Source organism: Mycolicibacterium neoaurum ATCC 25795 (genome assembly GCF_000691525.1).
GTDB classification, from domain to species: Bacteria; Actinomycetota; Actinomycetes; order Mycobacteriales; family Mycobacteriaceae; genus Mycobacterium; species Mycobacterium neoaurum.
In genome coordinates this window covers 150,676-165,173 of sequence record NZ_JMDW01000009.1, presented here as the reverse complement: position 1 = coordinate 165,173, position 14,498 = coordinate 150,676, and the positions used below count along the sequence as shown (strand labels likewise).

At 66.8% G+C, this 14,498-nt stretch carries 13 protein-coding genes; 7 read left to right on the top strand and 6 right to left on the bottom strand.

Going from position 1 to position 14,498, the window contains the following annotated elements; translation table 11 throughout:
• The first annotated feature begins 74 nt into the window (after positions 1-74).
• Genes IC40_RS0112710 through IC40_RS0112700 form a run of 3 tightly spaced genes read left to right on the top strand, consistent with a single transcriptional unit; the run spans position 75 to position 2,831 of the window.
• Positions 75-1,064, top strand: a complete 990-nt coding sequence (locus tag IC40_RS0112710) for a proteasome assembly chaperone family protein (RefSeq protein WP_030135092.1) — start codon at positions 75-77, stop codon at positions 1,062-1,064.
• A gap of 28 nt (positions 1,065-1,092) precedes the next feature.
• A complete protein-coding gene (locus IC40_RS0112705) occupies positions 1,093-2,115 on the top strand; it encodes an alpha/beta fold hydrolase (RefSeq protein WP_030135091.1) in 1,023 nt (340 codons plus the stop codon).
• 26 nt (positions 2,116-2,141) lie between these two features.
• Positions 2,142-2,831, top strand: a complete 690-nt coding sequence (locus IC40_RS0112700; RefSeq protein WP_030135090.1) for a PhzF family protein — start codon at positions 2,142-2,144, stop codon at positions 2,829-2,831.
• Positions 2,832-2,834: 3 nt separating this feature from the next.
• Here IC40_RS0112700 and nrdR read toward each other — a convergent pair whose 3' ends face one another.
• On the bottom strand, positions 2,835-3,299 hold the full coding sequence (gene nrdR / locus IC40_RS0112695; RefSeq protein WP_023985646.1) for a transcriptional regulator NrdR: 465 nt from the start codon (positions 3,297-3,299) through the stop codon (positions 2,835-2,837).
• 100 nt (positions 3,300-3,399) lie between these two features.
• The gene (locus tag IC40_RS0112690) at positions 3,400-3,912 is read right to left on the bottom strand and encodes a LysM peptidoglycan-binding domain-containing protein (protein WP_030135089.1); all 513 of its coding nucleotides are present in this window, start codon (positions 3,910-3,912) and stop codon (positions 3,400-3,402) included.
• A gap of 195 nt (positions 3,913-4,107) precedes the next feature.
• Here IC40_RS0112690 and IC40_RS0112685 point away from each other — a divergent pair, with 195 nt between their 5' ends.
• The 3 genes from IC40_RS0112685 to lexA all read left to right on the top strand — a co-directional run bounded on the left by IC40_RS0112685 (position 4,108) and on the right by lexA (position 5,748).
• A complete protein-coding gene (locus IC40_RS0112685) occupies positions 4,108-4,539 on the top strand; it encodes a MarR family winged helix-turn-helix transcriptional regulator (RefSeq protein ID WP_030135088.1) in 432 nt (143 codons plus the stop codon).
• A gap of 26 nt (positions 4,540-4,565) precedes the next feature.
• Entirely contained in the window at positions 4,566-4,988 is a 423-nt protein-coding gene (locus IC40_RS0112680; RefSeq protein ID WP_030135087.1) for an organic hydroperoxide resistance protein, read from the top strand.
• Positions 4,989-5,073: 85 nt separating this feature from the next.
• Positions 5,074-5,748, top strand: coding sequence for a transcriptional repressor LexA (gene lexA / locus IC40_RS0112675; protein WP_030135086.1), 675 nt, complete (start codon positions 5,074-5,076; stop codon positions 5,746-5,748).
• A 60-nt stretch (positions 5,749-5,808) separates the two neighbouring features.
• On the opposite strand, the gene IC40_RS0112670 is transcribed toward lexA, so the two are convergent.
• Both IC40_RS0112670 and IC40_RS0112665 read right to left on the bottom strand, forming a co-directional pair.
• Positions 5,809-8,010: an LGFP repeat-containing protein gene (locus tag IC40_RS0112670; RefSeq protein WP_030135085.1), complete on the bottom strand. Its 2,202-nt coding sequence runs from the start codon at positions 8,008-8,010 to the stop codon at positions 5,809-5,811.
• A 117-nt stretch (positions 8,011-8,127) separates the two neighbouring features.
• Complete coding sequence (locus tag IC40_RS0112665) at positions 8,128-9,285, bottom strand: acyl-CoA dehydrogenase family protein (protein ID WP_030135084.1); 1,158 nt, start codon at positions 9,283-9,285, stop codon at positions 8,128-8,130.
• Between the two features lie 115 nt (positions 9,286-9,400).
• Here IC40_RS0112665 and IC40_RS0112660 point away from each other — a divergent pair, with 115 nt between their 5' ends.
• Complete coding sequence (locus tag IC40_RS0112660; RefSeq protein WP_030135083.1) at positions 9,401-11,761, top strand: molybdopterin-dependent oxidoreductase; 2,361 nt, start codon at positions 9,401-9,403, stop codon at positions 11,759-11,761.
• Here the strand turns inward: IC40_RS0112660 and IC40_RS0112655 are convergent.
• Positions 11,674-12,285 carry a TetR/AcrR family transcriptional regulator gene (locus tag IC40_RS0112655; protein WP_036461645.1) on the bottom strand — a complete coding sequence of 204 codons (612 nt, stop codon included), beginning with the start codon at positions 12,283-12,285 and terminating at the stop codon, positions 11,674-11,676. The genes IC40_RS0112660 and IC40_RS0112655 overlap by 88 nt on opposite strands.
• Positions 12,282-14,495, bottom strand: a complete 2,214-nt coding sequence (locus IC40_RS0112650; RefSeq protein WP_030135081.1) for an acyl-CoA dehydrogenase family protein — start codon at positions 14,493-14,495, stop codon at positions 12,282-12,284. The genes IC40_RS0112655 and IC40_RS0112650 overlap by 4 nt, the downstream gene beginning before the upstream one ends.
• Positions 14,496-14,498 lie beyond the last annotated feature (3 nt).

Here is a 14,498-nt window from a genome sequence, read left to right as displayed (position 1 = left end):
AACGAATGTCGGGGGTACCCGTAATGCGGTGGTCCGGCGACATGCGAGACACTAGTGAACAGGAGGTGAACCTGATGTCCGATTCCCACGAGCAGCACTACCAGCCCGAGCAGAATGGGATGTACGAGCTGGAGTTCCCCGCACCACAGCTGTCTGCCGTCGATGGCAGTGGACCGGTTCTGATTCATGCGTTGGAGGGATTCTCCGACGCCGGCCATGCCATCCGGCTCGCAGCCGAGCATCTGAAGAACACCCTCGATACCGAGCTGGTGGCGTCCTTCGCCGTAGACGAGCTGCTCGACTACCGGTCCCGGCGACCGCTGATGACGTTCAAGACCGATCATTTCAGCGCGTACGACCAGCCTGAATTGAACCTGTATGCGCTGCGCGACGCTGCCGGCACGCCGTTCCTACTGTTGGCCGGGATGGAGCCGGACCTGCGGTGGGAGCGTTTCGTGACTGCGGTGCGGTTGCTCGCCGAACGTCTCGGCGTCCGGCAGACCATCGGACTGGGCACCATCCCGATGGCGGTGCCGCACACCCGGCCCGTGACGTTGACCGCGCACTCGCCGAACTCGGAGCTGATCGCCGGTCACACGCCGTGGGTGGGCGAGGTGCAGGTTCCCGCCAGCGTGTCCAGCTTGCTGGAGCTGCGGATGGGCCAGCACGGCCACGACGCGCTCGGTTTCACCGTTCATGTGCCGCACTATCTGGCTCAGACCGCCTATCCCCCGGCCGCCGAGACGCTGTTGGCCGAGGCGGCCCGAGCCGGTTCGCTGGATATCCCGCTGACCGCACTCGGCGAGGCCGCCATCGAGGTGCACACCAAGATCAACGAACAGGTCGAAGCCAGTTCGGAGGTCGCTCAGGTGGTGGCCGCGCTCGAGCATCAGTACGATGCATTCGTTGCCGCACAAGAAAATCGTTCGCTGCTCGCCCGCGACGAGGACCTGCCCAGCGGCGATGAGCTGGGTGCGGAGTTCGAACGGTTCCTGGCCCAGCAGGACGACAACAAACGGGGTGGCTTCCCGGATAGTTTCCCCGACGGCGGGGACCGTACCTGAAGCCTCTCACCAGCGAGGAGTGGCGCAGATGGCCGATCGCACAACCACTCTGCGCAGCGTGCGTGAGGTGACCCCGAATCTGAAGTTCCAGACCATCCACGGTTACCGGCGGGCATACCGGATCGCCGGATCCGGTCCCGCAGTCCTGCTCATCCACGGCATCGGCGACAACTCCACCACCTGGCACACGGTCCAGACCATGCTGGCGCGCCGGTTCACCGTGATCGCGCCGGACCTGCTCGGCCACGGGCAATCGGACAAACCGCGTGCGGACTATTCGGTGGCCGCCTATGCCAACGGGATGCGCGATCTGCTCAGCGTGCTCGATATCGATCGGGTGACGGTCGTCGGGCACTCGCTGGGCGGCGGGGTGGCCATGCAGTTCGCGTATCAGTTCCCGCAGTTCGTGGATCGGCTGGTGCTCGTGGGCGCGGGCGGTGTCACCAAGGATGTCAACATCGCCCTGCGCATCGCGGCGTTGCCGGGGGTCAGCGAATCGTTGGCACTGCTGCGCGTGCCCTTGGTGCTGCCCGCCCTGCAGGCCATCGGCCGTGTCGGCGGGACGGTGTTCGGCTCGACCGGTGTGGGACGCGATCTCCCGGACATGTTGCGGGTGCTGGCCGACCTGCCCGAGCCCACCGCGTCATCGGCGTTCGCCAGGACTCTGCGCGCGGTCGTGGACTGGCGCGGTCAGGTGGTCACCATGCTCGACCGCTGTTATCTGACCGAATCTGTTCCCGTGCAATTGATATGGGGGAAACAGGATTCGGTCATCCCGGTCAGCCATGCCCACCTGGCACATGCCGCCATGCCCGGCTCGGAACTGCACATCTTCGACAAGTCCGGACATTTCCCCTTCCACGACGATCCCGAGCGCTTCGTCGAGCTCGTCGAGCGATTCATCAACACCACCGCCCCATCGGTGCACGATCACGAGATGTTGCGCGCATTGTTGCGCACGGGGATTCGCGAACGCACCATCACCGGCACGCTGGACACCCGGGTCGCCGTGCTCGATGCGATGGGCGCCGACGAACGCAGCGCCACCTGACGCGGAGTCGCGCCTAGAATCAGCTCATGGCCGTCGATGTCGATGTGTTACGGGTGTTTACCGATGCGGACGGACGATTCGGCAATCCGCTCGGTGTGATCGATGCCGCGACGGTGGATCCGGCCGACCGCCAACGGATCGCTACCGAGTTGGGTTACAGCGAAACGATATTCGTCGACATCCCCGACGCGGGCGCGGCAAGCGCTCATGTTCGGATCTTCACCCCGGCCGCCGAGATACCGTTCGCCGGGCACCCGACCGTCGGAGCCTCGTGGTGGCTGAGGGATCGCGGTATGGCGGTGCGGACGCTGCAGGTTCCTGCCGGACTGGTGCAGGTCGATTACATCGACGATGAGTTCACCGCCATCAGCGCCCGTTCGGAGTGGGCACCGGAGCTGGCGATCTACGAATTCGAGTCGGTCGAGCAGGTGCAGGACGCCGATCCCACCGACTACGTCGGCGATGTGGAGCATTACCTGTGGGCGTGGCTCGATCGCGAGGCGGGGACGTTGCGTTCCCGGATGTTCGCGCCGCACCTGGGAATCCCGGAGGACGAGGCGACCGGTTCGGCGGCGGTCCGGATGACCGACCATCTGAGCCGCGATCTGTTGATCGTCCAGGGCGAGGGTTCGCAGATCCGAACCTGGTGGGATCCCACCGGATGGGTGAAAGTGGCCGGTCGGGTGATCGACGACGGAACGCGCCGGCTCGGGTGAACGTCAGCCGGCGGTGTTGACACGCCGGTGGGCACGCAGGGCCTCGATTTCGCGTTCGAAATCGTCAGCAGAGGAGAACGATCGATACACCGAGGCGAAGCGTAGGTAGGCAACCTCGTCGAGGTCGCGCAGCGGGCCGAGGATGGCTAGCCCGACCTCGTTGCTGGGGATTTCCGGAGAGCCGGCGGCCCGAACGGCGTCTTCCACCTGTTGGGCGAGCAGGTTCAGGGCATCGTCGTCGACCTGGCGGCCCTGGCATGCTCTTCGCACACCCTTGATCACTTTTTCCCTGCTGAACGGTTCGGTGACCCCGCTGCGCTTCACGACTGCCAGCACCGCGGTCTCGACCGTGGTGAAGCGCCTGCCACATTCGGGGCAGGACCGGCGCCGCCGGATCGCCTGTCCCTCATCGGTCTCACGGGAGTCGACGACGCGCGAATCCGGGTGACGACAGAACGGACAGTGCATCACCGCTCCTTCGCCGCACCACAGCTGCACCAGATTTGACGCTTCCGAGCGTACCTGCATGGTGCGGATGCGGTGCGACCCCGTGCCGGTGCGCACGATCTCAGCCGATCGGCGCGATGAGGGTCTGCCCGGTCCGCACGGCACTGGAGTCCAGCTTGTTGAGCTCGCGGATCCGCTCGACGACGGAGTCGGCGGGCACATCGGGCGCGACGCGCGCCGCGATGCTCTGCAGCGTCTCACCGGTCTGCACCTCCACGACCGACAGCCGGGTGGGCATCTCGACGGGTTGCTCGGCTGCCGCGCCGCCGAGGTTGGCGACGAATCCCAGCCACAGCGTGAATGCGCCGGCCAGCAGGGCCAACAGGACGGTCGCGGCCGGGGTGATCGGCCGGCGGTGGGAAGCCCGTGACATCAGCACGCCGGTACCGCGATGACCGAGTGGTGCGCCGCCGGGACGACGATCCTGCGGCTGCCGACGCCGCCGCACCACGACATCCCTGGGTAGCGGCCACACCTCGGCCTCCGCGGGGCTGCGCCGCAGGACTTCCTGCCGCCGGGTGGGGCCGGACGTCCGGCGCTCACGCACATCGCTACGTGCTTCCAGAATCGTCATGTGCCTGCCTCCTTGAGGTGTGTTCGCTTCTTTGTTCGAACTGTAGTCGATCATCTGTTCGAACGATAGAACGTGTGATCGAACTGTTAGCGAACGATATCGACACCCACCGACAAGTCGTCAGCACCGAATGGGCACCGTCGAATCCCCCTATTTAGGTTGTGCACAATTCAATTGTGCTCTACAGTGATCTCCATGCCGGCCGCACGCCTCGACGAACAGCTGTGTTTCGCGCTGTACTCGGCTTCCCGCCTGATGACCGCGGCCTACCGGCCGCTGCTGGATGAACTGGGCCTGACCTACCCGCAGTACCTGGTGCTGCTCGCACTCTGGGAGGACGACTCCCGCACTGTCGGGGAACTCGGCCGACGGTTGCACCTGGACTCCGGCACGCTCTCACCGTTGATCAAACGCCTGGAGGCCGCCGGCCTGGTGATGCGCCACCGCAGCAGCACCGACGAACGGCGCGTGGAGGTCGCCCTGACCACCGCCGGGCGCGCGCTCGAGGAACGCGCCGCCTGCGTCCCACAACGCCTACTGGCATCCACCGATGCCGGCCCCGAGCAGATCGGCGCACTGCGCGACGCCCTCCGGGTTCTCGTCGACCAACTCAGCTCCCCGCATTGACCGAATACGACGAAAGGACACCACCGATGAAGAAGCTCTACACCGCCGAAGCGCTGGCCACCGGCGAGGGGCGCGACGGACACGGCCGCACGTCCGACGGGAAAGTCGATGTCGCCCTGAGCATTCCCAAGGAGATGGGCGGCTCCGGCACGGGCACCAATCCCGAACAGCTGTTCGCCGTCGGCTACGCGGCGTGCTTCCACTCCGCCCTGCGGCTCGTCGCCCGCGAGCGCAAGGCCGATGTCACCGACTCCGCCGTCGGCGCGAGGGTGACGCTCGGTGCGGCCGATGACGGCGCGTTCGGCCTTGCGGTCGAACTTGAGATCGTGCTGCCCAACGTCGACCACGACACCGCCACCGAACTCGCCGAGGCCGCACACCGGGTGTGCCCCTACTCGAATGCCACCCGCGGCAACATCGACGTGACGCTGACGGTGACCGATGAGTGAGCCCAGCTGATCGGGCCGCACCCGGCAGCGACACGCCTCGAACACATGTTTGATTATCGGGACGGCTGCGACTACATTCGGCGACATGAGCGACAGCAGCGACACCCCTGAGGCACGCTCCGGCCTGACCGAGCGTCAGCGCACCATCCTGGAGGTCATCCGTTCGTCGGTGACCACCCGCGGTTATCCACCGAGCATCCGGGAGATCGGGGATGCGGTGGGGCTCACCTCCACCTCCTCGGTCGCCCATCAGCTGCGCACCCTGGAGCGGAAGGGCTATCTACGCCGCGACCCCAATCGTCCACGCGCGGTGGATGTGCGTGGTGCCGACGAGACGGTCACCCCGATCGTCGCCACCGACGTCGCAGGCTCCGATGCACTACCGGAACCGACCTTCGTGCCGGTGCTCGGCCGAATCGCGGCCGGCGGACCGATTCTGGCCGAGGAGGCCGTCGAGGATGTGTTCCCGCTTCCGAAGGAACTGGTCGGCGAGGGTTCCCTGTTCCTGCTCAAGGTGGTCGGCGAATCGATGGTCGACGCTGCCATCTGCGACGGCGACTGGGTGGTCGTGCGCCAGCAGAACGTGGCCGACAACGGCGATATCGTCGCGGCGATGATCGACGGCGAGGCCACGGTCAAGACCTTCAAGCGGACCAAGGGTCAGGTATGGCTGATGCCGCACAACCCGGCGTTCGAACCGATCGACGGTAACGATGCCGTGGTGCTCGGCAAGGTCGTCACCGTCATCCGCAAGGTCTGATCAGACGGCGTCTGATCAGTCGGCGTCTGATCAGTCGACGGCTGATCAGACAGCGTCTGATCAGTCAGCGCGGACGAATCCGTTCGCGCGCGCGAATTCCTCACTGGAGAACCAGATCTCGGCTTCGGTATCGCGGTAACCGCGGCTGCCGGGCGCCCAGTAGAGACCGGTCTTGGTATCGGCCTTGATCGGATATCCCTCCGGCGCACGGTAGCGATCCGTGGTGGCCAATCGCATGGAGGTCCAACCGGCGTCATCGTCGTCATCGTCCCCGCCGGCCGCGGCGTGCCGTCCACCGGTCACCTCGGGTTCTGGGGCGGGCGGAGTCGGCTCGGCGTCGAAGGCCGAGGCACCCAACCCGGGCCGTGCAAACTCCGACTCTGCGAACTCCGACTGCGCAAAGTCCGACTGTGCAGAGTCCGACTCTGCAAAGTCCGACTCTGCGAACTCGGACTCGTCGATATCCGGCTCCGCGAAGTCCGCCTCGGCAAAGACGGACTCGGCGGGCTGCGGTGTCAGCGTCTCGATCCGGGTCGGCGCCGTATCGACGTCGTCCTCGTCATCGTCGAACTGCACCTCCGGCCGGTCGGCATCGGTTCCACGATCGGCATCCGCATCGGTGTCGTACTCGTCGGCACCGTACTCGTCGGCACCGTACTCACCGGCCCCGCCATCGATCGCATCGACGGTGTAGGAGCCCGCTGCACCGACCGGCGGTAGCGATGCCCACGGATCCTGCGGCGGCGGGCCGTAGCCACCCTCACGATCGACCCCCCGGTCATCGGTTTGGTCGGCGCGTGGGTCATCGGATTGGTCATCGCGCTGGCCGTAGCCGTAATAGGCACGGTCATACGGGTCGTCGTCGAAATCGTCGTCGAACCGGTCCTCATCACCGGATCGACGGTTGCGCAGCACCGCCATGGCGATCACCGCGATCAGACCCACCAGCGGGATCAGCCCGAGCAACCACCACCAACGCCAGGTGTACCACTTGTCGCCGCTGTCGCTGCCGCCGTTCGCCTGCGGTCCGTCGGCCTGCGCCTGCGGGGAATCCGCCCCGGGGACCTGCAGGCCCGCCAGCTGCGATTGCAATCCCGCGGGCTCGGTGCTGAACCGGTTCGCCGCCTTGTCCCAGGAGATGGATCCGCCATTGAACTGTTGGTTGATCACACCGCCGTTGTCGGTCTGATCGCTCTTGGGTGCGCCGAGTTCACCGGTCGCGCCACCAAGTTTCTGCCAGGCGGCGTTCATGGCGCCGCGGACGATCACCGCACCGAAGTCGGGGGTCCAGAAGATGACCGGCTTGTCCTCGGCGGCGAACGGCACCACCGCGCTCTGCGGCGCCAGTCCGCCGTCTGCCTCGCTGGCGGTCGGGAAACCGAGATCACCGGTCGGCCCGCCCACGCTCTCGTACTTGGCCAGGATCTGGCCGGTCACCACGTTGGCGCCGGTGGCCGGGCTGTAGAAGATCTTGCCGCCCGCATAGTTCTGGCCGACGCCGTCGGCGCCGATCGCGTACTGGGCACCCTCTTCGGCGCCGAGTGGGCCGAGCTCACCGCCGGCGGCACGTCGTGCCGCGGCGATGGCCGATGCTGCATCGGAGGGCACCTGAACCGCGCCGAGCTGGCCGGCCAGCTCGGGCGGGGTCGTCGTGAACGCTCGCGTCTTGCGGTCCCAGGAAATCTGGCCGCCGGTGAACTTCTGCGAGACGACATCACCGTCGGTGGTCTCGTCGTCGGCAGGCACACCGAGCACACCTGCCGATCCGCCCAAGGCGTCCCAGGCGCTGTTGATGGCACCGCGCACCACCCGCGCACCGGTGGCCGGGGTCCAGAAGATCACCGGGTTGTCCGGCGCGTTGAACGTCACGTTGCGGCTGTCGGCCGCCCGGCCGGGACCCTCGTCGATGGTCGGGAAGCCCAGGTCACCGGTGGGACCACCCAGAGATTCGTACTTCTCAAGGATGGCCCCGGACATGATGTGGGCGCCGGTCTGCGGGGTGAAGAAGATCTTGCCGCCGGCGAAGTTCTGGCCGAAGCCCGGCCCCGCCGGGTACACGCCGCCGTCCTTGGGACCGAGGGGTCCCTCCGCGCCGCCGCCGGCGGTCTCCCACGCGGCGGTGATCGCCGCATCGGCATCGCCTTCCGGTGTCGCCGACACCTGCGGTGCCAGCAGCACCGTCGCGGCCATCAGCCCGGCACTTACCAGCACTGCTGCCGCCCGCCCGGCAAAGCTGCCGAGTCGGGTTCGCTGCCTGGTCATTCGGTCCTCCCGGAAGTCGTGCAAAACCCCACGAAAGTATCGTGTTCGTCAACTCTGCGACAGTTGTCGGCGAACTCGTGGGATATCGCCACCTGCGGCGACGGCGTGTCGGACCAGCTAGACCCCCAGACTGCGACCGATGATCTCCTTCATGATTTCGGTGGTGCCGCCGTAAATAGTCTGGATCCGCGAGTCCAGGAACGCCCGGGCGATCGGATATTCGCGCATGTAGCCATAGCCGCCGTGCAGTTGCAGACACCGATCCACCAGCCGAACCTGCGCTTCGGTGCTGAACCACTTGGCCATCGCGGCCTGCTCCACGGTCAGCTTCCGATCGAGGTGCAGCTTGATGAACTCATCGACCATGACCCGGATCGCGGTGGCCTCGGTGGCCAACTCGGCAAGCAGGAACCGGCTGTTCTGGAAGCTCCCGATCGGCTTACCGAAGGCCTTGCGCTCCTTGGCGTACTGCAGGGTCTCCTCCAGCGCGGACTCCATCGCCGCGGCCGCCATGACCGCGATACTGATGCGCTCCTGAGGCAGGTTCTGCATCAGATAGAGGAAGCCCATGCCCTCCTGGCCGAGAAGGTTCTCGACCGGCACCCGGACATCGGTGAACGAGAGCTCGGCGGTGTCCTGGGCCTCCAGACCGATCTTGTCCAGATGCCTGCCCCGCTCGAAGCCCTCCATACCGCGCTCGACGACCAGCAGCGAGAAGCCCTGCGCACCCTTGTCGGGGTCGGTGCAGGCCACCACGATCACGAGATCCGCGTGGATACCGTTGGTGATGAAGGTCTTCGAACCGTTGAGGACGTAGTGGTCGCCATCCCGGACGGCGCGGGCCTTGATTCCCTGCAGGTCGCTGCCGGTGCCCGGTTCGGTCATTGCGATCGCCGTGATCAATTCGCCGCTGCAGAACCCGGGCAGCCAGCGTTGCTTCTGTTCCTCGGTGGTCAGCTCGATCAGGTACGGCGCGATGACATCGTTCTGCAGGGTGAACCCGAGGCCGCTGTGTCGGCCCGCGCTGGTCTCCTCGGTGATGACGACGTTGTAGCGGAAGTCCGGATTGCCACCGCCGCCGTACTCCTCGGGTACCGCCATGCCGAGAAAGCCCTGCTTACCGGCCTCGCGCCATACCTCTCTGTCGACGATCTTCGCCTTCTCCCATTCCTCCCGGAAGGGCGCGGCATGGCGCTCCAGGAAGGCACGGTACGACTCACGGAACAATTCGTGCTCGGGCTCGAACAACGTGCGGTCGTATTTGACGGCGCCCATCTGTGACCTCCGGTACTGGTTATCGGTTGGGTGACGACCAACATATACCAACCGGATGGTTGGTCGAACGTCGCTGGTCGGTCGAACGTGGCGGGGATCGCCCTACGATGAGCCGGTGCCGCGTAGCAGCCTCGCCCACTGGGGCGTCTTCTCCGCCGATGTGGCCGATGGCGATATCACCGCGGTGACGCCCGCCGCCGGTGACGCCGACCCTTCTCCCCTGCTGGGCAACCTGCCGGGCTCGCTGCGACACCGTTCTCGCATCACCGGACCGGCGGTGCGGGCAGGCTGGCTGCGCGACGGACCCGGGCCCAGCGACCGCCGCGGCGCCGACGAGTTCGTCGCGGTCAGTTGGCCAGAACTCACCGAACTGCTCGCCGATGAACTGCGACGGGTCATCGACACCCACGGCAACGAGGCCATCTACGGCGGTTCCTATGGGTGGGCCAGCGCAGGACGCTTCCACCACGCCCAGAGCCAGGTGCACCGGTTCCTCAAACTGCTCGGCGGATACACCTCGTCGCGGCACTCGTACAGCCTGGGCGCCACCGGCGTGATCATGCCCCGCGTCGTGGGCACCCATGACGACCTGTTCAAACGCTCGACGTCCTGGGATGTCATCGTCGAGCACACGGATCTGCTGGTGGCCTTCGGCGGGTTGGCGTGCAAGAACACCGGAATCAATCACGGTGGCACGTCGGCGCATCCGGCCCGTGACGCACTGCGCCGGTTGCGCCATCGCGGCGGTCGTATCGTGTCGTTCTCACCGCTGCGCGATGACGTCGACGGTGAGTGTGAATGGCATGCGCCCGTGCCGGGAACCGACGTTGCCGTGATGCTGGGATTGGCGCATGTGCTGGCCACCGAGGGGCTGGCCGACCGCGGCTTCCTCGACGAGTACTGCACCGGGTACGACCGATTCGAGCGTTATCTCTTGGGGACCGATGACGGCGTGCCCAAGACGCCGGCGTGGGCGGCCGAGATCAGCGGACTGTCCGCCGCCGATATCACCACGCTGGCGCGCCGGATGGCCGCCGGGCGCACGCTGGTCACCGTCAGCTGGTCACTGCAACGCATCCGACACGGTGAACAGGCGCCCTGGATGGGTCTGACACTGGCGTCCATGCTGGGCCAGATCGGCGTGCCCGGAGCGGGTTTCGGACACGGGTACGGTTCGATGAACGAACCGGGACTGCCACCGTTGCGCCATCCGCTGCCGGTGTTGCCGCAGGGGGCGAACCGGGTGCACACATTCATCCCGGTGGCGGCGGTCAGCGATATGCTGCTGCACCCTGGTGAGGCCTTCGACTACAACGGCCGTCGGCTCAGCTATCCCGATATCCGACTGGTGTACTGGGCCGGCGGCAATCCGTTCCACCATCACCAGAACATCGGTCGGTTACGGCGCGCGCTTGCCCGGCCCGACACCATCGTCGTCCACGACCCGTATTGGACGGCGATGGCCAAGCACGCCGATATCGTCGTGCCCTCCACCACCGCCTATGAGCGTGACGACTACTCGGGATCCAAGAACGACCCGCTGCTGGTCGCGATGCCGGCACTCGCCGAGCCCTACGCGCAGTCGCGGGACGACTACACGACCTTCGCCGAACTGGCCGAGCGGCTCGGGGTCGGCGAGCAGTTCACCGAGGGCAGGACCGCGCGGCAGTGGCTGCGGCACATGTACGAGACATGGTCGGCCGGAGTGGATTTCGCGGTGCCCACGTTCGACCAGTTCTGGTCCGACGGTCAGCTCAGGTTGCCCACCGAGTCCGGGCTGACCCTGTTGGCTGACTACCGTGCCGATCCGCGGACCCATCCGCTACACACGCCCAGCGGGCGGATCGAGATCTTCTCGGCCGATATCGACGGGTTCGGCTACGCCGATTGCGCCGGACACCCGGCCTGGTTCGAGCCGACCGAGTGGCTGGGCGGTCGACGTGCGGCCGACTACCCGTTGCATCTGCTGGCCAACCAGCCGAGCAGTCGATTACACAGTCAGCTCGATATCGGGGCGGTCAGCCGCGGCTCGAAAGTGGCCGACCGCGAACCGATCCGGATCCACCCAACCGATGCGGCCGAGCGGGGCCTCGCCGACGGTGATGTGGTGCGGGTGTTCAACGATCGCGGCGCCTGCCTGGCCGGCGTGGTCATCGATGCCGGTGTCCGTCCGAAAGTGGTCCAACTCGCGACCGGGGCCTGGTACGACCCGCTGGACCCCACCGACCCGGATTCGCTGTGCGTGCACGGCAATCCGAATGTGCTCACCGAGGATGTCGGCACCTCGTCGCTGGCGCACGGATGTACCGGCGCCCATGTGCTCGTCGAGGTGCAACGCTATGAGCAGCCGCTTCCTCCGGTGCGCGCGCACGAGCCACCGGTGGTTCGTCAGTCCCGGCCCGCCACCGTCGCTTCGCTCGCCCCGCTGGGCAGCCGCGGACCGATCAGATCGACGAACGCGTCGACAACGCGGTAGGTGTCGGCCATCGGCAGGTCGCGCAGGATGGACGCGGACAGCATGGTGGAGATGATGCCCCAGGCCATGATCGCGGTGTCGGCCGATTCCTGTTCCCCCATCGACGCGAAGTCCGTGGCAAGGGTGCGCTGGGCAACGGACGCGAATCGATCCATCAGGTCGCGGGCGTTGGCGTCGGTGGTGTTCTGCAGCAGCATGCAGACCTTGAAGAACGCCGGCCGACGTTCGAAGCTGCTGATGATGCCGCGCATCTTCTCGCGGACCTGCTGTTCGGTGGCAGGAAGGTCCGCTTCGGCAGCAGCGAAAACCGGTTGCGCCCATTGCATCAACACCGCGGCATAGACATTTTCCTTGGACGTGAAGTATCGGTAAAGGGTGCCCAGCGCGACCCCGGCATGGTCGGCGACATCGCGCATCTGGATCTGCTCGTAGTCCTGCGACTTCAGAAGATCCAGTGCGGCATCCACTATCTGGGCACGGCGAGCCCGCTTGTAGTCGGGTAGTTCGGTGTCGGCCGCGGTCATGCGCGCGGTAGCCCGAGGATCATGGTGGCGATGATATTGAGCTGGATCTCGACGGTGCCACCGCCGATGACCTCGGCGGGCATTATCAACGTATCGGCCACCGCGGGATGGTCGGCTCCACCGACCATGGCGGCACGACCGCTGAAGGCCAACGCATCGGCGGTCACCTGGCGCACCAGCAGTGCGGTGCCGACTTTGCCGACGCTCGACGCCGGGCCCGGCCCGTGTCCGGCAAGCCTGCGCAAGGTGTCGCGCACCGCCAGCGCGCCGATGGCATTGGTGGTGGCCCGCACCCTGCCCAACGCCTGGCGGACCGCGACGCCCCCGGGTCCGGCACTGCGGGCCAGTGCCCGCAGCTCGCGCTCCTTGTCCTGTTTGGCGTAGGCACCGATGGCCACCCGTTCGTTGGCCATCGTGGCCAACGCATGTGACCATCCCGCGGTCGGCTCGCCGACCAGCATGTCGTCGGGCACGAAGACGTCGTCGAAGAACACCTCGTTGAAATGCTCGTCACCGCTGGCTGTTCGCAGCGGCCGAATGGTGATGCCCGGAGTGCTCATATCGACCAGGAAGTAACCGATGCCCCGATGTTTGGCGGCCTCGGGGTCCGTCCTGGCCAGCAACGCACCCCAATCCGCGCGTTGCGCCGAGGAGGTCCACACCTTCTGCCCGTCGATCCGCCAGCCGCCCTCGACCTTGGTCGCCCTGGTCGTCAGGGCCGCCAGATCCGACCCGGCACCGGGTTCGGAGAACAGCTGGCACCACCCGATCTCACCGCGCAGCGTCGGCACCGCGAAGCGCTCCCGCTGGGCGTCGGTGCCTTCGGCGATAACCGTCGGCAGTATCCATTGCGCGATTCCCAGTGATGGCCGGACAAGGGCGGGCCGCCGGTCGAATTCTTCGTCGATGACGAGCTGTTGGGCCGGTGTCGCGTCCAGCCCCCACGGCGCGGGCAGATACGGCGCCACGACTCCGGCATCGGCCAGCGCGGTTCGGCGCGGACCGGTCCAGAACTCCGCGTACTCGGGGTTCTGCCGGCCCGGCGCCTCGTTGTCCAGCTGCGCCGCCGCGTCGATCAGCGCAGCGATCTGGGCCCGGAACCGCTCTTCCACACCGGCCAGTTCGATGCCGAAATCCCTTGGCTGCCGGTCGGGTTCCCCGAGCAGCTCGGCCCACTCGGCAACACTGCCCGCGGCGGCGGCCAGGCTGATCGACCGCTTCCAATACAGATGCAGGTCATGCTCCCAGGTGTACCCGATGGCCCCGAACATCGTCAGCGCATCGACGACCAGATCCGGCAGCTTGCCGATCGCCGCGATCGCGGCACCGGCGGCAGCGGTCTGGTGCTGGTCGATCGGCTGTTCGGCGCCGCGCACCGCATCCCATGCGGCGGCCGCAGCCAATTCACTGTCGATGAACAACCGGGCCGCCTTGTGCTGCAAGGCCTGGAACGCACCGATCGGACGGCCGAACTGTTCACGCACCTTGAGATAGGCGACCACAGTGTCCACACACCAGCGTGCGATTCCTGCCGCCTCGGCGGCCATCAGGCCGATCACATGGCACCGCGCCCGCATCGGGTCGACACCGGCCAGCACGGCGTCGGCCGTCACGGGCGCAGCGGCGCACGACAGGGTGCCCACATCTCGGGTCAGATCGGTCGGAGTGTCTGCCTGCACCGAGACTCCCTCGGCCGAGACCCCGATCAGGAACCAGAGTCGTTGCGCTGCATCGGTATCGGCAGCGACGATCACGTGTTCGGCGGCGGCGATACCGAGTTGCGGTCCGGCCGTGCCGGTCAGCCGCCACCCTGCGCCGTCTGGTTCGGCTCGCAGCACGCCGTCTGTCGGCAACATCACCGCCATCGGGCCACCCGCCGCAAGAGCTTCGCGCACGGCTCGCACCGCCGGTTGTTCCGGCAGGTCGGCGGTGATGGCAGCGGCGATCATCGTGGGCAGCAGCGGCCCGGGCAGCAGGCCATAGCCCGCGGCGTCGACGACGCAGGCGGCATCGGCGAAACCGCCACCCTGCTCGGGTAACTGGACAGCATGCAGAGCGTGTGACACCAGGGCCGTCCAGAACGCCGGACGTCCCCCGGCCGCCAGGGCATCGAACTGCGATCGTGTCAGTTCCAGTCCACCGTGCCTGCGGGCGAAACCCGCCATCGCCTCGGTCAGCTGTACCTGTTCGTCGGTGAGGGCCAGCGCCATGTC